At 69.7% G+C, this 22,269-nt stretch carries 19 protein-coding genes; 12 read left to right on the top strand and 7 right to left on the bottom strand.

Features of this window, described 5'->3' with window-relative positions:
* Positions 1-2 precede the first annotated feature (2 nt).
* On the bottom strand, positions 3-1,232 hold the full coding sequence (locus G3576_RS10905) for an ABC transporter substrate-binding protein (RefSeq protein ID WP_164694403.1): 1,230 nt from the start codon (positions 1,230-1,232) through the stop codon (positions 3-5).
* A gap of 214 nt (positions 1,233-1,446) precedes the next feature.
* Here G3576_RS10905 and G3576_RS10900 point away from each other — a divergent pair, with 214 nt between their 5' ends.
* From G3576_RS10900 to G3576_RS10865, 8 genes are all read left to right on the top strand, one after another.
* Complete coding sequence (locus G3576_RS10900) at positions 1,447-1,638, top strand: hypothetical protein (protein ID WP_092960708.1); 192 nt, start codon at positions 1,447-1,449, stop codon at positions 1,636-1,638.
* A 73-nt stretch (positions 1,639-1,711) separates the two neighbouring features.
* The gene (locus G3576_RS10895; RefSeq protein WP_235951742.1) at positions 1,712-2,617 is read left to right on the top strand and encodes a DMT family transporter; all 906 of its coding nucleotides are present in this window, start codon (positions 1,712-1,714) and stop codon (positions 2,615-2,617) included.
* On the top strand, positions 2,614-3,933 hold the full coding sequence (locus tag G3576_RS10890) for an NAD(P)/FAD-dependent oxidoreductase (RefSeq protein ID WP_164694402.1): 1,320 nt from the start codon (positions 2,614-2,616) through the stop codon (positions 3,931-3,933). Before G3576_RS10895 ends, G3576_RS10890 begins: the two co-directional genes overlap by 4 nt.
* A 98-nt stretch (positions 3,934-4,031) precedes the next feature.
* Positions 4,032-5,048, top strand: coding sequence for an ABC transporter substrate-binding protein (locus tag G3576_RS10885; protein ID WP_164694401.1), 1,017 nt, complete (start codon positions 4,032-4,034; stop codon positions 5,046-5,048).
* Positions 5,049-5,076: 28 nt separating this feature from the next.
* The gene (locus G3576_RS10880; protein WP_164694400.1) at positions 5,077-6,102 is read left to right on the top strand and encodes an ABC transporter substrate-binding protein; all 1,026 of its coding nucleotides are present in this window, start codon (positions 5,077-5,079) and stop codon (positions 6,100-6,102) included.
* Between the two features lie 182 nt (positions 6,103-6,284).
* A complete protein-coding gene (locus G3576_RS10875; protein ID WP_164694399.1) occupies positions 6,285-7,781 on the top strand; it encodes an amidohydrolase family protein in 1,497 nt (498 codons plus the stop codon).
* 12 nt (positions 7,782-7,793) lie between these two features.
* The gene (locus G3576_RS10870) at positions 7,794-8,573 is read left to right on the top strand and encodes an SDR family NAD(P)-dependent oxidoreductase (protein ID WP_164694398.1); all 780 of its coding nucleotides are present in this window, start codon (positions 7,794-7,796) and stop codon (positions 8,571-8,573) included.
* A 1-nt stretch (position 8,574) separates the two neighbouring features.
* Positions 8,575-10,014, top strand: a complete 1,440-nt coding sequence (locus G3576_RS10865; protein ID WP_164694397.1) for a dihydroorotase — start codon at positions 8,575-8,577, stop codon at positions 10,012-10,014.
* Between the two features lie 4 nt (positions 10,015-10,018).
* Here the strand turns inward: G3576_RS10865 and G3576_RS10860 are convergent, their stop codons facing one another.
* Entirely contained in the window at positions 10,019-10,852 is an 834-nt protein-coding gene (locus G3576_RS10860) for a hypothetical protein (RefSeq protein WP_164694396.1), read from the bottom strand.
* Between the two features lie 107 nt (positions 10,853-10,959).
* Here G3576_RS10860 and phnD point away from each other — a divergent pair, with 107 nt between their 5' ends.
* Both phnD and G3576_RS10850 read left to right on the top strand, forming a co-directional pair.
* Entirely contained in the window at positions 10,960-11,931 is a 972-nt protein-coding gene (gene phnD, locus G3576_RS10855) for a phosphate/phosphite/phosphonate ABC transporter substrate-binding protein (RefSeq protein ID WP_164694395.1), read from the top strand.
* Positions 11,932-12,042: 111 nt separating this feature from the next.
* Positions 12,043-15,225, top strand: coding sequence for a Calx-beta domain-containing protein (locus G3576_RS10850; protein ID WP_164694394.1), 3,183 nt, complete (start codon positions 12,043-12,045; stop codon positions 15,223-15,225).
* Between the two features lie 39 nt (positions 15,226-15,264).
* On the opposite strand, the gene G3576_RS10845 is transcribed toward G3576_RS10850, so the two are convergent.
* Positions 15,265-16,260 (bottom strand): Bug family tripartite tricarboxylate transporter substrate binding protein, encoded by a 996-nt coding sequence (locus G3576_RS10845; protein WP_164694393.1) that lies wholly within the window; start codon positions 16,258-16,260, stop codon positions 15,265-15,267.
* Positions 16,261-16,398: 138 nt separating this feature from the next.
* Here G3576_RS10845 and G3576_RS10840 point away from each other — a divergent pair, with 138 nt between their 5' ends.
* The gene (locus G3576_RS10840; protein WP_164694392.1) at positions 16,399-17,139 is read left to right on the top strand and encodes an aspartate/glutamate racemase family protein; all 741 of its coding nucleotides are present in this window, start codon (positions 16,399-16,401) and stop codon (positions 17,137-17,139) included.
* Position 17,140: 1 nt separating this feature from the next.
* On the opposite strand, the gene G3576_RS10835 is transcribed toward G3576_RS10840, so the two are convergent.
* The 4 genes from G3576_RS10835 to G3576_RS10820 form a co-directional block, all read right to left on the bottom strand.
* Complete coding sequence (locus G3576_RS10835) at positions 17,141-17,542, bottom strand: hypothetical protein (protein WP_164694391.1); 402 nt, start codon at positions 17,540-17,542, stop codon at positions 17,141-17,143.
* Positions 17,543-17,798: 256 nt separating this feature from the next.
* Entirely contained in the window at positions 17,799-18,725 is a 927-nt protein-coding gene (locus G3576_RS31640; RefSeq protein ID WP_164694390.1) for a cold-shock protein, read from the bottom strand.
* Entirely contained in the window at positions 18,694-19,992 is a 1,299-nt protein-coding gene (locus G3576_RS10825) for an NAD(P)/FAD-dependent oxidoreductase (RefSeq protein WP_235951740.1), read from the bottom strand. Before G3576_RS10825 ends, G3576_RS31640 begins: the two co-directional genes overlap by 32 nt.
* Positions 19,989-20,411, bottom strand: coding sequence for an AtzH-like domain-containing protein (locus G3576_RS10820; RefSeq protein ID WP_164694389.1), 423 nt, complete (start codon positions 20,409-20,411; stop codon positions 19,989-19,991). Before G3576_RS10820 ends, G3576_RS10825 begins: the two co-directional genes overlap by 4 nt.
* Before the next feature lie 196 nt (positions 20,412-20,607).
* Between G3576_RS10820 and G3576_RS10815 the strand changes: the two genes are divergently transcribed.
* Positions 20,608-21,876: a family 1 glycosylhydrolase gene (locus G3576_RS10815; RefSeq protein ID WP_164694388.1), complete on the top strand. Its 1,269-nt coding sequence runs from the start codon at positions 20,608-20,610 to the stop codon at positions 21,874-21,876.
* The last annotated feature ends 393 nt before the right edge of the window (positions 21,877-22,269 follow it).

Below are 22,269 nucleotides of genomic sequence, written 5' to 3'. Positions count from 1 at the left end.
GATCAGCCGGCCGGCCAGGGGAAGATCGGCTGCGCGTCCGCGAACTCCGTCGGGAAGATCACCTTCACGTCGTTGTTCTGGATCTGCGTGTTCACGGCCTGGCCGCCCTGGTTCTGGCCGTTCACGAAGTTGGTCGGGCCATAGGGCATGATGTGGCGCGTGAAGCTGCCATCGGTCTTGGCCAGCGCCTCGATCACCGCGTTGCGGTCGGCGCGGCCGGCACGCTCCAGCGCATCCGCCACCAGCATCACGGCGGAGTAGTTCATCGGCACGTTGAACAGCCAGAAGCGGTTCTGCGCCTCCACCATCCGGCGCAGCTCCGCCGTCTTCGGCTTGCGCGGATCGGCCCAGTGATTGACGTCCATGACCAGGTTCGCGGCATCCGGGAATTCGCGCACGAAGCGGTAGTTGGAGGCAGCGCCGTTCAGGATGGCGTAGATGCCCTTCGGCCGGATGCGGCGCTGCTGCAGCGTGCGGCTCAGCAGCACGAATTCGCTGTAGTAGCTGGACGGGATGATCAGGTCCGGGTTCAGGCTGCGGATGCGCAGCGCGATGTTGGACATGTCGCGCGCCGGCGACGGGTGGCTGATCGTCTCCAGGATCTCGAAGCCGCGCGGCGGCAGTTCGGCCTGCATGGTGCGCGCGGCACCCGTGCCGAACAGCCCGTCCTCATGCACCAGCACCACGGTCTTGGCGGGCTTACCGGCCGCATCGTTCAGCTTGACCAGATTGTCGAGTGCCGCGCGGGTGATGCTGGCAGCACCGGGGCTGAAGCGGAAGGTGTTGCGGAGGCCGCGGGAGACGATCTGGTCGCTGACGCCGACATCGACGATGTAGGGCAGGTCGTAGCGGGACGCCGCCTGGCTGGCCGCCAGGCAGATCGGGCTCGCGAAGCCGCCGACGATGGCGACCACGCCCTCCGCCTGCATCCGCTCCACCTCGGCCGTGCCGCCTTCGGGGTTGGACCGCGCATCGCCGAAGACCATCTGGATCTGCGCGCCGCCCAGCGCCTTGATGCCGCCCGTCGCGTTCAGCTCCTGGATCGCGAGTTCGGCGCCGATGCGGCCGTATTCGCCATCCTGCGCCAGCGCGCCCGTCACGGGCTGCAGGATGCCGAGCTTGATCGGCGCGGGCTGCGCACGCAGCAGCCCGGGCGCTGCCAGGGCGCCGGCGGCACCGAGCATCAGGGCGCGGCGGGACGGCGTCACGCCTTGGAGGATCGTGTTCGGCATTGCGTTGGTTCCCCGGAGGTCTTTCCCTGTCACGCGGCACCCCGCGCGGCGTGATATCTGCGCCGCCCCGGCGTTTCAGGCAAGCTGTCCGGACAACATCCGGCACGATCCTGGACACGGCTTGCATGCAGGCCGGGCACCCCTGCCCGCGTTGACGGCGCCGCGGCTCCCCCCTAACCCGTGCGCTCAACAACAGCCCGGGAAGGACACGCCGATGCGATCGCATGAGGGCCAGTTCTCCGACAACCGCCCCATCCGCCGCAGCCCGCAGGAGAAGAAGCGCCTGCTGGCGGAGCTCAAGGAAACCCTGGCCGGCATGAAGCCCACCGCCTCCTCCTCGCTGCGGACCACCCTCGTGGCCCGGATCAAGGAGCTGGAGGCGGAGCTGGCGGCCGACCGCCGGTAAGCGGTCCGGGGGCGGCCCGATCGGCCGCCCCCACCTTTCCCTGGCCCGCTCCCGGGCCTAGCCTTCCGGCGGGATGGACGCCGGGACCGCGCCGCAAGGCGACCAATCACGCGAAGCGCGGCGGCTGCTGGCAGGCATGGGCCTGATGCTGGCCTGCTGCCTCTCCTTCGCCGCCATGGGCGCCTGCTTCCGGGCTGCCATGCAGGATGGCTTGCCCGTCCCCCTCGTTCCCTTCGCGCGCGGCCTCTTCACCACCCTCGTCATGCTGCCCTGGCTGCTGCGGGCGGGCCTGCCCGCGCTGCAGACGCGCCGTCCTGGCGCGCACCTGTTCCGCTGCGCCGCCGGCCTGGTCGGCTTCATGGTCCATATGCTGGCCATCCTCTGGCTGCCGCTGGCCGATGCGGTGGCGATCATGCATGCGCGGCCCCTCTGGGCCCTGCCGCTCGCCTTCCTCCTGCTTGGGGAGAAGGTGGGCTGGGACCGCGCCATCGCGGCCGCCATCGGCTTCACGGGCGTGCTGGTCATCGCCGGCGGCCAGGGGGGCTTCCAGGGGGAGGTCTCGGCCGGGACGCTCGCCGCGCTGCTGGGCGGGCTGACCGGCGCGCTGGTGCTGATCGCCGTCAAGACGCTGTCTTCCACGGAGCCGCCCTCCCGCGTCGTCGCCTGGTACGCGCTGGCCTCCGTCATCGTCTGGGGCCCGGTCTCCGCCTTCGTGTGGCAGACGCCGAGCGCCTTCGCTGCGGCCATGCTGGTGGCGGGGTCGGTGCTCGCCATCCTGGGTGATTTCTGCGCCTCCTGGGCCGCGCGGCGGGCGCCGGTCGGGCTGCTGGCGCCGATCGAATATGTGCAGATCCCGGCCTCCGCCGTGATCGCGATGCTGGCCTTCGCCGAGAGGCCGGGCTGGGAACTGGTCTGGGGGACCCTCATCATGGTGGCGGCAACGCTCTACCTCGCGCGCAGCGCGGGACGGCCGGCATGAACGACGACGCCGTCTTCGCCCCCGGCTTCAAGACGACACCCTATTGGTGGGAGGCAGCGGCTCCACCCTCCCCCACCGTCACCGCGCTGCCCGACCAGGCCGATGCGGTGATCATCGGCGGCGGCATCACCGGCCTGTCCACGGCACTCGAACTGGCCCGCGGCGGCATGAAGCCGCTGGTGCTGGACCGGGAGGCGATCGGCTGGGGTGCCTCATCGCGCAACGGCGGTGCGCTGTCCGGCGCCGGCAGCCTCGGCCGCGCCAAATCCGACGTCTCCAAGGGCCTGGACCCCGCCCTGCTGGCCGAGATGGTGGAGGAGGCCGAGGGCAGCTTCGATGCCTTCGAGGCCCTGCTCGCCCGCGAATCGATCGACTGCGACTACCGCCGCTGCGGCCGCTTCGTCGGCGCCCATAGCGAGGCCGCGATGGCGACGCTCGCGAAGCGGGCCGCCCTGCTGAACGCGGCGCTGCCCGGCACGGCGGAAATCCTGCCCCGCGCCCGGATGGCGGAGGAACTCGGCACGCCCCACTACCACGGCGGCATGGTGAACCACCGCGCCGCCAGCCTGCACCCCGCCCGCTACACGCGCGGCCTGGCGGAGGCCGCCCGCCGCGCCGGCGCCACGCTGGTGGGCGGCGTCACGGTGGACGGGCTGGCGAGGGAGGGCGCGGGCTTCCTGGTTTCCACCACCGCGGGCGTCATCCGCGCCCGGCACGTCATGGTCGCGACCAATGGCTATACCGGCGGCGCCCTGCCCTGGCACCGCCGGCGCGTCGTGCCAGTTGCCTCCTACATGGTGGCGTCGGAGGCGATCGGCCGGGACCGGGTGGCGGAGGTGCTGCCCAAGGGCCGTGTCTATGGCGACACGAAGAAGATCCTCTACTATTTCCGCCCCTCGCCGGACGGCACCCGCGTGCTGTTCGGCGGCCGGGCCACGCTGTCCGACACCGATCCGCGCGTGGGCGCGCGCTGGCTACACAAGCACATGACCCATCTGCTGCCCGCGCTGCAGGGCGTGCGGATCACCCATGGCTGGAAGGGCAATGTCGCCTTCGCCTTCGACATGCTGCCCCATGTCGGCGTGCAGGACGGCGTGCACCACGCACTCGGCTGCAATGGCAGCGGCGTCGTCACCATGACGCATCTCGGCACCGTCGCCGCGCGGATGATGCTGGGCGGGGACAACCGCGCCTCCGCCTTCAGCCGCATGCCCATGCCGACCCTGCCGGGCTACAGCGGCACGCCCTGGTTCATGCCGATCGTCACCGGCTGGTACCGGCTGAAGGATTTCGCGAGCGGCTGGCGCGTGACCTGATCCTGGCATGGGGCTTGCGGACGACCGCGGCGACGCATTGTCCCGCCCGCGCGCATCCGTGCCGCGGCGTGGGACGCTGCACGCCAAAGGAGCAGCCCATGCCCAAAGCCCTCGCACGCCGCGCCCTGGCGCTGGCCGCCGGCCTCCTCGCCGCCGCGCCCGCCTTGGCGCAGGAGAATGTGCGCATGATCCTCAACTGGCGGCTGGAGGGGCCCAACGCGCCCTTCTTCCTTGCCGAGGATCGCGGCTTCTTCCGGGAGGAAGGCATCACGCTGCGCATGGACCCCGGGGAGGGTTCCTCCGCCCCCATCGGGCGCATCGCGGCCGGGACCTATGATGCCGGATTCGGCGACATCAACACGCTGATCGAGTTCACCGCCCGCCAGCCGGAACGCCGCGTGGTCACGGCCATGGTGCTCTACACCCGCCCGCCCATGGCGGTGGTCAGCCTGGCGCGCGCCAATATCACCCGCCCGCAGGATCTGGCCGGCCGCCGGGTCGGCGCGCCGCAGAACGACACGGGTTTCCGGCTGTTTCCTGCCTTCGCTTCGCTGGCCGGCATCGACCCGGCCCGCGTGAACTTCCAGTCCGTGACCCCCCAGTTGCGGGAGACGCTGTTGGTCCGTGGCGATGTGGAGGCCGTGACAGGCTTCGATTCCACGGTATGGTTCGGGCTGAAGGGCCTCGGCGTGCGGCGCGAGGATGTCCGCTTCATGTATTACGGCGACCACGGGGTCGATGTGCTGTCCAACTCCATCCTGGTCTCGACCGAGATGGCCGAACGCCGCCCGCAGGTGGTGGCCGGGCTGGTGCGCGCCATCACCCGCGGCTGGGTGGAGGCGATCCGCGACCCCCGCGCCGCCGTACAGCACATCGCGCGGCGGGAAGCCCTGCTGGACCCGGCGCTGGAGACCGAACGCCTGCAATGGGTGATCGACAACCAGATCCGCACGCCGGAGGCTCTGGCCAATGGCATCGGCCATGTGGCGCCCGAACGCCTGGAACGCGCCATCGGCATCGTCGCCCAGGGATTCGGCCTGCCCCGCGTGCCCGCCGCCGCCGAGATCCTGGATACCCGCTTCCTGCCCGCCGCCGAAGCGCGGCGCATCCAGTAACGCCAGTCCCGAGGAAAGACCGAAGACCATGACCAGCCTGAACCGTCGCACCCTTCTGGCCACCGCCGCCGGCGCGACCCTGTCGCTGCCCACCATCCGCACCGCCGCGGCGCAATCCGCCGTGCGCTTCACCCTCGACTGGGCGCTGCAGGGCAACCACGGCATGTGGTCGCTGGCCGAAGATCGCGGCATCTTCCGCCGCGAACAGCTGGCCGTCCGCATGGACCGCGGCTTCGGATCGGGCGATGCGCTCGTGAAGGTCGGCTCCGGCGCCTATGACATCGGCTTCGCGGATTTCTCCGGCGCGGTGAAGTTCAACGCGGAGAACCCCAACAGCCGCCTCGTCATGCTCTACCCCGTCTTCGACCGCACGGCGGCGGCCATCGTCACCATGCGCGGGCGCGGCATCGAGAAGCCGCAGGACGTCGTCGGCAAGAATCTCGGCGCGCCGGAAGGCGAGGGTTCCCGCCTGCTCTTCCCGGCCTTCGCCCGCGTTGCCGGCATCGATGCCAGCCGCGTGCGCTGGACCTCCATGGCCGCCAACCTCCGCGACACCATGCTGCGCACCGGCCAGGTCGATGCCGTGACGGGCTTCCTCTTCACCGTCCACTTCAACCTGGTCGGCCTCGGCATCCCGGAGGATCAGATCCTCTCCTGGCCCTATGCCGAGCATGGGCTCGACCTCTATGGCTCCGGCGTCTTCTGCCGGGCGGAGTGGCTGGAGCGGAACGGGGAGGTCGCTTCCCGCTTCGTGAAGGCCTCGATCGATGGCCTGAAGGCGCTGCTGGCCGACGTGCCGGGCGGCATGGCGAGCTTGAAGCGCCGCGAGCCGCTGTTCGACGAGGCGCTGGAAGCCCGCCGCTTCGCCATGACGCGCGACCGCTCCATCATCACGCCGAACAGCCGCCAGCACGGCATGGGCCATGTGGACATGGCGCGCGCGCAGCAGCTGGTGACGGTGAATGCGGAGGCGCTGGGCGTCGCCAACCCGCCCGCCGCCAGCACCATGTTCACCGACCGCTACCTGCCGCCGGCTTCCGAGCGGCGGCTGTAAGGGGGCGCAGCCCCCCACCCCGACCCTCCCCCGGAAGCCCGGGGGAGGGAGATATCGTGCAACCGAGGCCATCGGCGTCCCCTCCCCCGTGATTCCGGGGGGTCCAACGCACTGCGTTGGACGCCGAAGGCTGGTCGGGGTGGGGGTAACGCCCACCCCTCCCACCCCGGAGGACCCTCACCATGCCCGCCCCCCAGACCCTGCTCACCGGCGCGCGCGTCCTCTCGCCCGACGCCCTCTCCGCGCCCCATGCCGAGGTGCTGGTGGAGAATGGCCGCATCGCCGCGCTGCTGCCACCGGGCACGCGCGTGGAGCAGGCGCAGGTCTTCGACGCCAGCAAGCGCCTCATCATCCCTGGCCTGGTGAACGGGCACACGCACGGTCATGGCGGCATCGCCAAGGGCGCCGGCGACAAATGGGACCTGGCGCTGCTGCTGGCCCATGCGCCCTGGATCAGCGGTAATCGTGTGCTGCGGGACAAGTGGCTCTCCACCGCCCTGAACGCGGTCGAGAACCTGAAGAAGGGCTGCACCGCGGTCTTCGACCTGCCGGCCGAATTCCCCTGCCCGACGGTCGAGGGCCTGGACGCGATGGCGGATGCCTACGCGACCGTCGGGCTGCGGGCGATCCTGGCGCCGATGGTCGCCGACCTCACCTTCTTCCAGGCCACGCCGGGCCTGCCGGAGGCCCTGCCCCCCGAACTCCGCGCCCGGGCGGAGGCGATGCGCATGCCCGCGCCGCAGCAGATCCTGGACGCCATCGCGACGGCCGCGAAATCCTGGTCACACGGGTCGAAGAACATCGTGCTCGGCTGCGCGCCCACCATCCCGCTGCATTGCACCGACGACTTCATGAAGGGCTGCCGCACGCTCGCTGCCGAATACGGCATGAAGATGCAGACCCATGTCGCCGAAAGCCGATTCCAGTATGCCGGCGGGGTGCTGCGCTATGACGGCGCGACGATGCTGGAACACATGGACCGCCTCGGCCTGGTCGGCGAGTGGTTCAGCGTCGCGCATGGCGTCTGGCTGACGGATGGCGACCTCGACCTGCTGGCGAAGCGTGGTGGCGGCCTCTCCCACAACCCCGGCGCCAATATGCGCCTCGCCTCCGGCATCGCGCCGGCGCGCAAGGCCATCCGGGCCGGCGTGACGGTCGGCATCGGCACGGATGGCTCCTCCTCCTCCGACAACCAGAACATGTTCGAGTCGATGCGCCTCGCCGCCTTCGCCTCCCGCCTCTGGGAGGATGCGGAGGAGGATGACTGGCTCGGCACGGCGGAGACGGTGCAACTGGCCACCGCCGGTTCCTCGAAGCTGCTTGGCCTGGATGGCGGCGTGGTGGAGGCCGGGCGTGCGGCGGACCTGGTCCTGCTCGACCTCGACCACATCAACTGGGCGCCGCTGAACGACGCCGCGAACCAGCTGGTCTGGACGGAGGACGGCGCCGCCGTCGTCGATGTCATGATCGGCGGCGAGTGGAAGCTGCGGGACCGCAAGGTCCTCGGGCTGGATGAGGTGAAGCTCGCCGCCGAGGCCAATGAGGCCGCCGCACGGCTCCGCGCGGTGAATGCGGAGGTGAAGGTCTGGTGCCATGAGGTCGCGCCGCATGTCGCCTGCCATTGCCGCGCGCTGGCCCGCGGCTGGACCAAGTCGAAGCGCCTGCTGCGCGCCGAATAGGGGATTGCCGTGATGCTGCTGAAGGACCGCGTGGCCGTCGTGACCGGCCCCGCCAAGGGAATGGGCGCCGCCTGCACCAGGCTGCTGGCGGAGCATGGCGCGGACCTTGCGCTGGTCGGCCGCGACACCAAGGCGATCGAGGAGGTGCAGGCGGAATGCCGCGCCATGGGCAGGCGCGCGGAGATCTTCTTCTGCGACCTGATGGATCCCGCCAGCGTGGATACGATGGCGACCAGCGTGCTCTCGGCTTTCGGCCGCGTGGACGTGCTGGTGAACATCGCCGGCGGCCGCGGGCCTCTGGGGAAAACCTTCTGGGAGACCACGCCCGCCGAGTTCGACGAGATCCTCCGCCTGAATGTCACGGGCTGCTTCATGACGATGCGCGCCTTCGCGCCGGCGATGATTGCGGCGAAACGAGGAAAAATCGTCAATGTCGGCGGCACCTTCGGGCTGCGCGGCCGCGCCGGGCGCAGCGCCTATTCCGCCAGCAAATGGGGCCTGCGCGGCATCACCAAGTCCGCGGCGCTGGAACTCGGCCCCTACGACATCAACGTCAACTGCGTCTGCCCCGGCATGGTGGAAGGCCCGCGCTTCGAACAGGTGCGTGCGACCATGGCGCGGAAGGAAGGCATCAGCATCGAGGAAGCGCGCCGCAAGCATGCCTCGGAATATGCGTTGCAGCGGATCAGCACGGACCTGGATGTCGCGAATGCCGTGCTGTTCCTCGCCTCCGACATGTCCCGCCAGACGACGGGCCAGGACCTGGCCGTCGATGGCGGCTGGGTGATCTGAGATGAGCGACGCTCCCTTCCTCGCGGACCTTCTGATCACCGGCGGCACGGTGGTGAACGAGACGGGGCGCTTCGCCGCCGATGTCGCCGTGAAGGACGGCGTGATCGCCTTTGTCGGTGACGCCCGCTTCGCACCCCGCGCCACGACGACCATCGATGCGCGCGGAAACTTCGTCATCCCCGGCGCCATCGACGTCCACACGCATATCCGCGAACCCGGCATGGAGCAGAAGGAGGATTGGCGCACCGGCACGCGCGCCGCGGCCGCGGGTGGCGTCACCACCGTCTTCGACATGCCGAACACCGAGCCCGCCATCGCGACGGTGGAAGCCTTCAACGCAAAGCGCGAAGCCGCCGAGCGCCAGGCCATCGTCAACTACGGCCTCTACGGCATCCTCGACGAACGCTCGCTGGACCACCTGCCTGCGCTGGCGGAGGCCGGCGTCATCGGCTTCAAGCTCTTCTACGGGAACACCACCGGCAACAACCCCGCCCCGAATGACGGCGCGGTGCTGGAAGGCTTCGAGATCCTGGCCGAGCTCGGGCTGCGCTGCTCCATCCACGCCGAGAACTCGCCCATCCTGTTCTGGCGGGAGAACCGGATGAAGGCGGCCGGGCGCGACGACGCCTTCGCGCATCTGGCGGCGCGCGCGGACATCGCCGCGCTGGAAAGCCTCAACCGCTCCATCACCCTGTCCGAATGGACCGGGGCACGCATCCACATCGTCCATGAAAGCTGCATGCGCAGCATCCCGATCATCCGGGACGCCAAGGCGCGCGGCGTGCCCATGACGGTCGAGACCTGCCCGCAATATGTGCTGATCGCGGCGGAGGATCTGACCGGCGACGCCGCCCGCATCGGCCGCCTCAACCCGCCGATCCGGGAGGGGCGGCAGCGCGAACCCATCCTGCAGGCGCTGCTCGACGGCACCATCGACATCCTCGGCACCGACCACGCGCCCCACGCCATGGAGGAGAAGCAGCGCCCGAGCTTCTGGGACAATGCCTGCGGCTTCCCGGGGGTCGAGACCTCCATGCGCCTCATGCTGACCTTCGTGCATGAGGGGCGGATGACGATGGAGCAGTATGTCCGCATGGCGGGCAGCGCGCCCGCCAAGGCCTTCGGCCTCTATCCCCGCAAGGGCGTCATCCAGCCCGGCGCGGATGCGGACATCGCCATCGTCGATCCGGCGAAGCGCGGGACCATCCGGGGCGCTGACCTGCACAGCGAACGCAGCCGCTTCACGCCCTTCGAGGGGATGGAGACGGTGGGCGCGCCGGTCGCCACCATCGTCCGCGGGCGGATCGTCATGCAGGACGGCAAGGTGCTGGACGCACCCGGCTGGGGCCGGATGGAGAAGCCCGTGATGCCGAAGCCGGAACCCCGGAACCTCGCAACCACGACGAAGGCGATCCTGCGGAGCGACTCCCGCCCCTGGTGACGCCTCAGGACGACAACGGATAGCCGAGGCTGCGGATCGCGTCGCCGTGCCGCGCCTCGAACCGCGCCACCTCGGCCGCCGTCAGCATGGATCGCCATTTCGACAGCTGCCGGCCATGGATATGCGGGTTCGCGGCCAGCTGCGCGTCATCCATCCTGGCCACGTCGGCGGCCCGCGAGGCCTCGACGCAGGGTCCGATCATCGCGTCGGGGACGCCGAGGTGGCGGAACATCCTGGCCATCGTGCCGTCGAAATCGGCCGCGATGTCCTCCATGCGGATGTCGATGGTGCCCGGCGCGGGGCGCCAATCGGCCATGGCTTCCAGGGTCCACGCCGCATAGCGCGTTTCCTCGAAGGCGAGGCCCGCCTCGCGGTCCAGCGCGAGCAGATTATCCTGGTAGGAGCGGCCGCCGAGCGCCGCCAGGTAGTCGCGCTTCCAGGCTTCCGGCCGATGCTGCTGCGAATAGGGCACCAGCGGAAACAGGATGGGTTCGACGGGGTTGTCAGGCGGGGATGCCAGGCACCAGGCCTCTCGGCAGTGCCGGTGGTAGAGGTAGCCGGACAGCCAGACATCGCGGGGATCACGCACCAGCCGGATCCCGCGATGCGGCATGGCCGCGAGGTCGAAGCCGATCAGCGAATGCGCGAAGACCACCAGGTCGGCACCGGGCTCCACGCGGTGCACGAGGCCGCGCACGCCTTTTCGCTTCCAGCCCAGCAGCGGTGCAACCAGGGTCGCCAGTTGGGTGCTGAGCTTCGTTCCAACCTTGTGGTTGCAGAAGATGAAGCGGGGCAGGTCAGCCGCGTTACCCATGCCGCGCATGGTGTCACACGCCATGAAAGGATTCCATCCTGCTGCCCCGCCCCGCCCGCATTGCGTTGATGTCCGGGCGCGCGTGTCGTGATATGGCCGATGCGACCCATTGCCAGCCGGAGCCGCCAGCCATGCCGCAATCCCGCCGCTCGCTCCTGACCGCCGCCCTGTCGGTCCCCTTCGCGGCGGCCGCGCAGACGCAGCCGCCTGCCGCCGTCGCGATGCCGGAACGCGGCCGCCGCCCCTGGGCACAGCAGATCAGCCAGCTTCGCATCGGCGTGCTGGGTGGCGAGAACGAGGCCGACCGCATCGGCCGCTACGGCGGCTATGCCAGGCTGATCGAGGAGACCTTCAGCGTCCCCGTCCGGCTGTTCCAGGCCAGCGACTACGGCGGCGTGGTGCAGGCCTTCGCCGGGCGGCATATCGAGATCGCGAGCATGTCGCCCGCGGCCTATGCGGCGTCGTGGATGGAATCCAACGGCAATGTCGAGCCCATCCTGAAGACGCAGGAGGCCGATGGCAGCACGAGCTACATCGCCGTGATGTACACCCGCGCCGATAGCGGCATCACCAGCCTGGAACAGATGCGCGGCCGGTCCATGGCCTGGGCGGACCCGAACAGCGCCAGCGGCTTCCTGATCCCCCGCGCGGCACTCCGCCAGGCCGGCGTGAACCCCGACACCTTCTTCGGCCGCACCGGCTTCGCCGGCGGGCATGAACAGGCGATCGTCGCCGTGATGGGGCGGCAGTTCGATGCCGGCGTGACCTGGGCATCCGGCGTCGGCAATGCGGAGGATGGCTTCAATCGCGGCATGCTCCGCGCGACCGCGGAGAAGGGCATGATCAACATGCGCGACATCCGCATCATCTGGCGCAGCGGCCCGATCGAGAACGGCCCCATCGTCGTCCGCAAGGACCTTCCCCAATCCTTCAAGGACGACATGGTCGCGTTCCACCTGGCCCTGCCGAGCGCGGCGCCGGAGATCCACCGCGCGGTGGAACGCGGCAACGTCATCGGCTGGGTGCCGGCGCGGCATGAGGAATACGAGTTGTTCCTGCAGATGCGTCGCGACGAGGCCGCGGAAAGGCGCCGGCGCAACTGACGGCGCCGGTGAAACGTCGCGAAACCGTCGACCGCCTTTCCAGCCCATTGCCGGGTTGACACGAATCAGTCGCACATCATCCTCAAGTCGGAACATAATCCGGGGGAGACGATGTCGGAACTGGTGAACGGGCTCGGCGGCACCGCCGGGTTCGGGGAGAATGTGCTCACGCCCGGCGCCAGCTGGAGCAGCGCGACGATCGATATCGGTGGCTTCTACAACCCCAGTAGCGGAGTCAAATTCCTCGGCAGTTTCTACAAGTCGCTCTGGGTCAACAGCGCCGGCTACGTCCAGTTCAGCCCGGCGGACGGGGACCGGGCATTCACCCAGAGTATTCCGTCCAGCGGGATCGGCGGCCTCGACAACACCACCCACGGCGACATCGTTCGTCCGATGATCGCCCCCTACTGGGGCCCCATCGACACCGGCCGCGCACCGCTGCCGGCCAGTCCCGGCGGTACCTCCACCGGCGCCAACAAGGTCTGGTACGACCTCGATGCCGTCACGGGCGTCGTCACCGTCACCTGGGACGATGTGCGGCCGGCGGCTGGCGGCGTGCTGGATGTGGAGGCGGTGGACAACGGCGTTGCCGCCTTCCAGATGCAGATCGTGCCGGTCACCGGTCCCGGCACCACCTCGCTCGATTTCAACGTCTTCTTCCGGTACGAGAGCCTGGGCTGGGGCCCCTTCAGCTTCCAGGACAACACCGCCATTTCCGGTGATGCGCCCCGCGTGCTGCTGGCGGACTTCGCCACGATCCGGAACGGCAGCTACGTCGCCACCGAACCGCTTCCCTCCGTCGCCACCACCCTCGATGCCGACGGCGTCGGCGGCGAGGACCGCGAAGCCATCTTCGGCATGGCGACCGGCAGCAATGTGGGCGAGGCCGGCACCTGGCGCTTCGCCTATCGCCAGGGCTGGGTGACCGCCGAGGTCACCATGGGCAATTTCGGCGTCACCGAAGGCACGGGCCCCGGCGCCACCTTCGCCGCGGTCGAAGTCGATCTGATGGCGGGCGTTCCCTACGGCTTCACCCTGACCTGGGAAGCGCTCAGCGGGGGCGAGCTCGGCACCGCGACCCTGGCCACAGACCTGCTGGCCACCACGGGCAGCATCACCTTCGATCCCTGGGAGCGCAGCAAGACCATCTTCGTCCCGATCAACCGGGATTCGAGCATGGAGGGCGACGACACCTTCACCGTCCGTCTTTCCGCGCCCGCGCTGAGCTTCCAGAATCCGGGTGGCGTGGTCCTGCTCAACACCGATTCACGCGTCACCATCTTCGACGACGACAACACGCTGCCGACCCTCTCCATCGCCGATGTCGTGGCGGATGAGGATTCGGGCGGCTTCACCTTCACCGTCACCCGGTCCTCCGGCACCGGCACCAGTTCCGCCGCCTATACGGTGGAAGCCGGCACCGCCACCGCGGGCGTGGACTTCACCGCCGCGACGGGCACCGTGACCTTCGCGGAGGGGGAGACCACGAAGACCATCACGGTGCAGGTCACGGCCGATACGGTGGTGGAGGATGACGAGACCTTCAACGTCATCCTCTCGGCCCCTACCAACGCCACGCTGGCCGACGCGCTCGCCGTCGGCGCCATCATTGATGACGACACCACCATCACCTTCGGCGTCGTGACCGCGGGCGATTCCCGCCAGACCGAAACCACGCTGGAAGACCTCACCATCCAGATGCGCGCGGTCCGCCGGGGCGTGGACCTTGGCGCCTTGACGGTGGACTGGACCCTGGTCGGGGAAGCTGATGCGGGGCGGGGCTTCCAGGCGATGACGGCCGCGGATTTCGCCGGCGGTGTCCTGCCCTCCGGCACCATCAGCTTCGCCCCAGGCCAGACCCAGGCCTTCTTCACGGTCACCATCGCCGGCGACACGCTGCACGAGGCGACCCCCGAACAGGCCCGCTTCCAGGTGAACAGCACCCTGCCCGGCGGCACCACGGCGGTGCTCGGCACGCTGGTGATCGAGGACCTGGACACGGATCTCGGCTGGCGCAATGGCACCCCGGCCAACAACCGCATCGATGGCGGCAACGGCGCCGATTCCATCAACGGCCTTGGCGGCAATGACAGCCTGGTCGGCCTGGCAGGAGCTGACGTGCTCCTCGGCCAGGATGGCGATGACGTGCTGGATGGCGGGCTGGACGGGGATTGGCTGGTCGGCGGCGACGGCAGCGACCGGCTGCGCGGCGGTGCCGGGCAGGACAGCCTGGAAGGCGGCGCCGGCAATGACGCCCTCTACGGCGAGGCCGACGACGATGCCCTGAGCGGCGGCCAGGGCCGCGACATCCTGCGCGGCGGCCTCGGACAGGACACGATCGATGGCGGGGACGATGCGGATCTCATCTCCGGCGATGACGGCAATGACTCCATTGTCGGCGGCAGCGGCATCGACACGCTGAGCGGCGGCAACGGCGCGGATACGATGGAAGGCGGCGACGGCAACGACTTCCTCTATGGCGATGCCGACGACGACCAGATATCGGGCGGCGCCGGCGTCGACTCCATCCAGGGCGGTGCGGGCCATGACTGGCTCTCCGGCGGCAGTTCGGCGGATGTGCTGCGCGGCCAGGATGGCGAGGATCTGGCCCAGGGCGGGAGCGGCGCCGACCAGATCTTCGGCGATGCCGGTGCCGATACGCTGCAGGGCGATGCAGGCGATGACAGGCTGCGCGGCGGCACCGGGCATGACGTGATCGAAGGCGGCGCCGACCAGGATGGCCTCTACGGCGAAGACGGCGACGATGCCCTGGCCGGCGATGCCGGGCAGGACACGCTCTTCGGTGGTCGCGGCGCCGATTCTCTCTCGGGTGGCGACGACAACGACATGCTGGTCGGCCAGGACGACGACGACCTGATCATGGGCGATGGCGGGGATGACAGCCTGTCGGGCGGCGCCGGCGCCGACACGCTGATCGGTGGCCTCGGCAGCGATCGCCTCGCTGGCGATGGTGGCCCCGATCTCTTCCTGTGGCGGTCCCTGGCGGAGTCCAACCCGTTCGCGATCGATCGCATCCTCGGCTTCCAGCCGGGGCAGGACCGGCTCGATGTCTCGGCGATCGATGCGGATGCGCTGGCCCCGGGCGACCAGGCCTTCGCCTTCATCGGCGCAGCCGCCTTCTCGGGCGGCGCGGGTGTCGCGCAGGCCAGGCTCTATGTCTCGGGAACCACCACCTGGCTGGCACTGGACACTGCGGATGCCGATGCGACGCCGGAGTTCATGGTGCGGCTGATCGGCGCCCCGGCGGTCACCGCGGCCGACCTGATCCTGTAGCGCAGGCCGGGGGCGGCAGCGCGCCGCCCCCGCCCACGGTCAGTCCACCGTCGCGCGCGCGTCGCGGACCACCTGCGCCCAGCGCGCCACGTCGCGTTCCTGCACCGCACGGAACTCGGCGGGCGTGCGCACCGTCGGCGGGTCGATGCCCTGGGTGTCGATCAGCCAGCGGCGGAATTCCGGCTCCTCGATGATCTTCACGATCTCCTCGTTCAGCCGGCGCGTGATGGCATCCGGCAGGCCAGGCGGGCCGAAGACCCCGTACCAGGTCGTGCTCTCGAAGTCCGGCAGGCCGCAGGCTTCCGCCACCGTCGGCACGTCGGGCAGCGCCGCGATGCGCGCGCGCGTCGTGACTGCCAGGCCGCGGACGGCGCCCTGCTGGATCATGCCCATGGCGGGCCCGACCTGGTTGAAGAAGAAATCGGTCTGGCCGCCGAGCAGCGAGGTCACGGCGCCGGGCTGCCCCGGGAAGGGCACATGCACCACATCGATCCCGGCGCGCGTGGCGAACAGGGCGCCGGCCAGATGGGTCGATGCGCCGTTGCCCGTGCTCGGATAGTTCAGCGCCCCCGGCCGCGCCTTCGCATCCGCGATCACGTCCTGGCAGGTGCGGTAGTTGGGGCGCCGCTCGATGCTCGTCGTCATGATGTTCGGCACGTCGCCGAGATGCGCGATCGGCGTGAAATCCGTCATGACGTTGAAGGGCAGGCGCCGGTAGAGCGTCTGGTTGATGGCGTGGGTGCCGGCCGTCGCGAACAGGATGAGGTAGCCATCCGGCCGCGCCTTGGCGACGACGTCGGAGGCGATGTTGCCCCCCGCCCCGACCCGGTTGTTCACCACGACGGGCTGGCCGAGCGCGCGGCTCAGCGGCCCCGCCAGGCGCCGCTGATAGATGTCCACGCCCGATCCGTTCGGGAAACCGGCCAGGAACTCGATCGGCCGGTTTGGCCAGGGCGCCTCCTGCGCCATCGCCGGGGCCGCGGCGCAGCCCATCAGCGCAAGGAAGGGGGCAAGCAGGCGTCTGGTGATGCTCATGGTGGCTCCCGGGATCATCGCGTCGCTCTGCGCCGCCAGCGCCATCATGCGGAGCGTCGCCCGGCGCGCAACCCCGGAATGCTCCGGCAGCGGCTGCCTTGACTTGCCCGGCTGCCCCGGGCGCGCGAGGCTCGTGGCATGATGAGTCCATCCCCCGCCGCCCGCATTGCCCGCGGCGGCAAGTCGATCTACGGCGCGCCGCTCGGCATCCTGATGCTGGAAGCGCGCTTTCCCCGCATTCCCGGCGACATGGGCAATGGCACGACCTGGCCGTTCCCCGTGCTGTTCCGCGTGGTCCGCGGCGCCAGTCCGGAACGGGTGGTGCTGAACGGCGCGCCCGGCCTGCTGCCCGACTTCATCGAGGCGGCTCGCGATCTGGTCGATCTGGGCGCCGAAGCGATCACGACGAACTGCGGTTTCCTGTCGCTGTTCCAGCGCGAGCTTGCTGCGGCGGTGCAGGTGCCGGTGGCGACGTCATCGCTGATGCAGGTGCCCTGGGTGCAGGCGGCGCTGCCGCCGGGCAAGCGGGTCGGCGTCATCACCGTCAACAAGGCGTCGCTGACGCCCGCGCATCTCGAAGCGGCCGGGGTGCCGCTGGACACGCCGCTGCAGGGCACGGAGGGCGGGCGGGAGTTCTTTCGCGTGCTGATCCAGTCTGCGAAGACCGACATGGATGTGGCGCTGGCGGAGCAGGACATCCTGGACGCCGGCCGGGCCCTCATTGCCCGCCATCCTGAGGTCGGCGCCATCGTGCTGGAATGCACGAACATGCCGCCCTATGCGGCGGCGTTGCAGACGGAGCTAGGGCTGCCTGTCTACGACATCTACACCATGATCAGCTGGTTCCACGGCGGGCTGAGGCCGCGCCGCTTCGGCTGAGTCAGCGTTCAGTCTGCCGCCGCATCAGGGCAGCCAGCCGTTCGACCTCCGTCTGCGCATCCGCATCCGTGATCGGTGCGGGTTCCGGCGCGTCTGCTTCGCGCGGGTCGGGGCTGGAGGCTTCGCCCTGCTGTTCCAGGGCGCGCTGCACATGGTCCCGCAGCAGGGCCAGGTCACCTTCCCCCCGGGCCCGTTCCACCGCGACGGCCACGATGCCTGCCACGGCGCGCGCCAACATCAGCATCGGCGTCTCGGCCGCCGTGCCGGTGGGCGCAGGGTTCCAGCCCTCCGGCGTCGCCATGTCGCGCCAGCGCAGACCGCCAAAGGTTTCCTGGCGCCGCGCGGCCCGCAACGCCGGACCGATGCCGGTGCCGGCGGAGCCTGGGAATGGCGTCACGTTCATCGCGGGTTCCCTTCGGGTTCTTCCCGTGCCGGGTTCCCCCGGGACTCCGGAACGTTCCCGGTGTCATCCCGAGATTTGGCCTGCAAAGGTAAAGCGATCGTAAAGAGAATCGGGACGGATCCCGACCGAATCGCGAAAGTGGTTAATACCCCGCGAATTGTGACCCATACGGTTTCCAGTGCCCTGGCACATCGCATGAAAAACCCCGGTCACCGAGGGTGACCGGGGTTCGGAACATCCGCTGATGGGGCGGAGGTTATTCCTTCAGGTTGACTGCCTGGCGGCCGCGCTGGCCGTCGCGGACATCCAGGTTCACCTTCTCGCCCTGCTGGACGTCGGCCTTGCCGGCGCGCTGCAGGACGGAGGAGTGCAGGAACACATCCTGGCCGCCGTCGTCAGGCGTCACGAAGCCGAAGCCGCGCACCTGGTCGAACCACTTCACCGTGCCGTTCACGGCATAGGTCGGGCCACCCTCGTCGCGGGAATCGCGGCGGGGGGGACGATCGCCGAAGCCGCCGCCGCGCGGGCCACCGAAGCCACCGCCGCCGCCGCCGAAACCGCCGCCGCCACCGAAGCCGCCGCCGCCGCCGCCGAAGTCACGGCGCGGGGGACGATCACCGAAGCCGCCGCCACCGAAATCGCGCCGCGGGGGCCGGTCGCCGAAGCCGCCACCACCGCCGAAGTCACGGCGCGGGGGACGGTCGCCGAACCCGCCACCACCGCCGCCGAAATCACGGCGCGGGGGACGGTCGCCGAACCCGCCCGGGCGCGCCGGACGGTCGCCACCACCGGCACCCTTGGTGACGGAGTAGATGCGCGTGACCAGGCGACGACCCTGACGGTCCGTGCCGATCTCACACGTCAACTTGTCACCGGTATCCGGCGGTTCGATGCCCGCCTCGGTCAGCGCCGAGGCGTGGAAGAAGACGTCCTGCCCATCGGGACCGAGGACGAAGCCGAAGCCCTTGCGGGCATTGTACCACTTCACTTCGGCCTCGACGGACCCGGCGCCGCCCTGTTCGTTGTCGGGAAACACGATGTTATGCGATCCGTACTTGTGGACACGACCCGACACGATGCAGGGCCGCCACCATGGAAGATGGCATCCCGGCGCAAGGAAAACCAGCAAAATTGCGGGAAGAAACCCTTTGTCAAGAGAATCGAGCAGGCCGGAAGGGCTCAACTGCTATATCAGGTCGCCGCCCCGCCAGAAGCGCCATCACCAGCCGCGCCGTCCGCGGCGCCGCGACCAGCCCGACATGACCATGGCCGAAGGCCAGCAGCACATCCGGGGAGGCGCCTGACGGCCCGATGCAGGGCAGTCCATCCGGCATGGAAGGCCGGTGCCCCATCCAGACCTTCACGCGATCCGAGGGCAGGTCACGCGGCAGGCCCGGGAAGCTCCGCAGCAGGTGGTCGCGCAGGATCTCCGCCCGCTTCCAGTTCGGCGCCGCCTCCAGCCCCGCGATCTCCACCTGCCCCGCGCAGCGCAGCCCCTTGTCGGTCCAGGTGACCGACATCTTGCCGTCATAGGGCATCAACGGCGTCCGCGGCCCGACCCCGGGGTCCACCACCATCGCGTGGTAGCCGCGCTCCGTCTCCAGCGGCACGCGTGATCCCGCGGCGGCAGCCAGCTTCCGCGAATAGGCGCCGGCGCAGATCACCGCCTTGTCGCAGGCGACCTCTCCCTGCTCCGTCTCGACCGCGACCAGGCGCCCGGCCTCGATCCGGAAGCCCGTCGCAGCCTGGCGGCGCAGCTCCGCCCCCTCCGCCCGGGCCTGCGCGACCAGCGCGGCGACATAGGCGCCGGGGTCACGGCAATGCCCGCCCTCCTCCACCAGCGCCGCGAAGGTGTAGCGACGGTCAAGGTCAGGCTCCCGCTGCCGCATCTCGTCGGCGCCGAGTTCCAGCCACTCGATCCCCACCTTCTTCCGGATGCGCCAGGCCATCGCCTCGCTCTCGAACTGCGCCCGGTTCTCGTAGATGTAGGCAAGGCCCCGGCGCTCGATCAGATGGCCGACGCCCGCCTCCTCCGCCAGTTCCTTGTGCAGCGCTGGCGCGTCCACCAGAAGCGGCCGCAGGGCCCGCGCCGTCGCCTCCACCTTCGCCTCCGTCCAGCCGGCCCAGAGGTAGCGCGCCAGCCAGGGCAGCACCCGCGGCAGGTAGGACCAACGGATGGCGAGCGGCCCCAGCGGGTCTGCCAGGAATTTCGGCACCTTCTTCCAGAGCCCGGGCGAGGAGGGCGGGATCACCGACATCGGGCTGAGCCAGCAGCCATTGCCGTAGCTGGCCGCCTGTTCGCCGCCGGGCTCGCCGGGCTCCAGGATCGTGACCCGATAGCCCTCCCGCAGCGCCGCCAGCGCGGTCGCGGCACCCACGATGCCCGCGCCGATCACCACGAGATGCGTGCCCCCGCCAGGCACCACCTGCATCGCCGCCGCCTCGCTCATCGTGCCGGCTCCGGCTGCGCCAAGGCCTGGCGCCCGGGATCGGTGCCCGCCAGCAGCGACACATGGGCGGAGACCACCCGCCATCCCTCCCCCGGAATGCGCGCCATGATCTTCGTCTCCCGCCCCACCAGCCCGGTGCCGACGCGCTCATACTCCAGATGCGTCGCCGCCACGTCGGGCCCGAAACTCGTGATCTGCACGCGCTTCTGCACCCGCTGCGCATAGGCCTTCACGCTGGCCCGGAAGGCGCGGATGGCCTCATGGCCGTAGAGGATCTCGGTGATCCCGAATCGCACGGTCCGCGGATCCGCCCAGAAGATGGCGTCCAGTTCCTCCGTCCGGTTCGCCATCAGCGCCGCCTCGTAGCGATCGAAGACGGCCCTTGCCTCCGCGATCACCGTCGGGTCGTCGATCCGCACGCCATGTTCTCCGTCACTATGGGGCGCCCAGCCTGCGCCCGGCCCGCCACGGTGGAAAGGGAGTGTGCATCGCAGCACAGATTTCGCTTCACCCGATCGTGAGAAATATCGTACACAATAGTCCGTGACCGGGAGGAACCCGGCGCCTGCCTGCCAAGCCACTTCCTCAACGGCTTCCGCGAACGGACACCGGACCATGCTCGACGCCGCACTCAGCCTCGATGCCCCCCTCCGCCCCCAGCTGGCCCCCCATCACGGCTTCCTTTTCGCCACGGGGATCGAGAACAGCGCCCCCACGATCGAGGGCGGCCGCATCCGCCGCGATCAGCTGCGCGAATGCGGGCATTACGACCGCTGGCAGGAGGACCTGGCCCTGGTGAAGGAGCTGGGCTGCGACGCGCTTCGCTACGGCCCCCAGCTTCACACCACGCTGCGCGGCCCCGGGCTGCATGACTGGTCCTTCGCCGATGCCGGCTTCGCCGAGCTGAAGCGCCTCGGCATCCGCCCGATCGTCGATCTCTGCCATTTCGGCGTGCCCGACTGGATCGGCGATTTCCAGAACCCGGACTTCCCGCAGCTTTTCGCGGACTACGCCGGCGCCTTCGCGCGGCGCTTCCCCTGGGTGCAGCTCTACACCCCGGTGAACGAGATGTTCATCACCGCCGTCTTCTCCGCCCGCTATGGCTGGTGGAACGAGCAGAAGACCGATGACCGCAGCTACGTCACCGCCATCAAGAACATCGTCCGCGCCAATGTGCTGGCGATGCGGGAGATCCTGAAGCACCGCCCCGACGCCATCTTCATCCAGTCCGAATCGACGGAGGCCTTCCACGCGGAATGCCCCCGCGCCGTGCCGCATGCCGATTTCCGCAATGCCGAGCGCTTCCTGACCCTCGATCTCAATTACGGCCGCCGCGTCGACAGCGCGATGTACGAGTTCCTGATGGATGGCGGCATGACGCGGGAGGAGTACCACTTCTTCCAGCGGGAGGCCCCTGCCCTCAAGCGCCACTGCGTCATGGGCAATGACTGGTACCAGACCAATGAGCATCTGCTGAACGCCGACGGCCATGGCCGCTGGGCCGGGGAGGTCTTCGGCTACGACACCGTCACCCGCGACTACCACGCGCGCTACGGCCTGCCCGTGATGCACACCGAGACCAACCTGGACGAGGGCCCACGCGGCGACGAGGCCGAGCATTGGCTGTGGAAGCAGTGGTCGGGAATCCTGCGGCTCCGGCGGGAGGGCATCCCGGTGCTCGGCTTCACCTGGTACTCGCTGACCGACCAGATCGACTGGACGCATGCGCTGCGCATCCAGCGGGGCGATGTGAACCCGCGCGGGCTCTACGACCTCGACCGCAAGCCCCGCCGGGTGGGCCTTGCCTATCGCCGCCTGATCGAGTCCTGGCGGGACGTACTGCCGACGCAGAGCCTTTGCCTCCAGGTGCCCCTGGCGGCGTAACGAACTCCACCGGCAGTTGTGTCGGCCGAGATGGATCGCCCGGAAAACGAGTCCGGCGGAAGCAACTGAACTGGCGAGGTGTATACCCTCGCCACCGTGACATCCGGTCGTTCCAGGCGTCGCGCGAGCCGATGCGGGAGCGCGTTTCCTGACCTGCAATCTCCGGTTTGATACCGATCAATTGCGACCCCGTATGGCTGGCCTTACAGTCGGCTTGACACCGATGGTCGGATTCCGAACCGCCCATCGGGGCCATGATCAGGCCCGGATGCACCCGCTTGCGCTCGTCTATACCCTCGCAAAGCCGATCCCCCCGCCTGTCGCGGCGGCGTGCCCTACTGTCACTGGTCCTTCCAGCCCTGCTGACCCCTTGCGTTGCCCGCGCGGCGGGTG

The sequence above is a fragment of the Falsiroseomonas algicola genome (assembly GCF_011040385.1).
In the GTDB taxonomy this organism is placed as follows: domain Bacteria; phylum Pseudomonadota; class Alphaproteobacteria; order Acetobacterales; family Acetobacteraceae; genus Falsiroseomonas; species Falsiroseomonas algicola.
The sequence above is the reverse complement of the archived record's forward strand: the minus strand, read 5'-3'. Positions and strand labels throughout refer to the sequence as shown.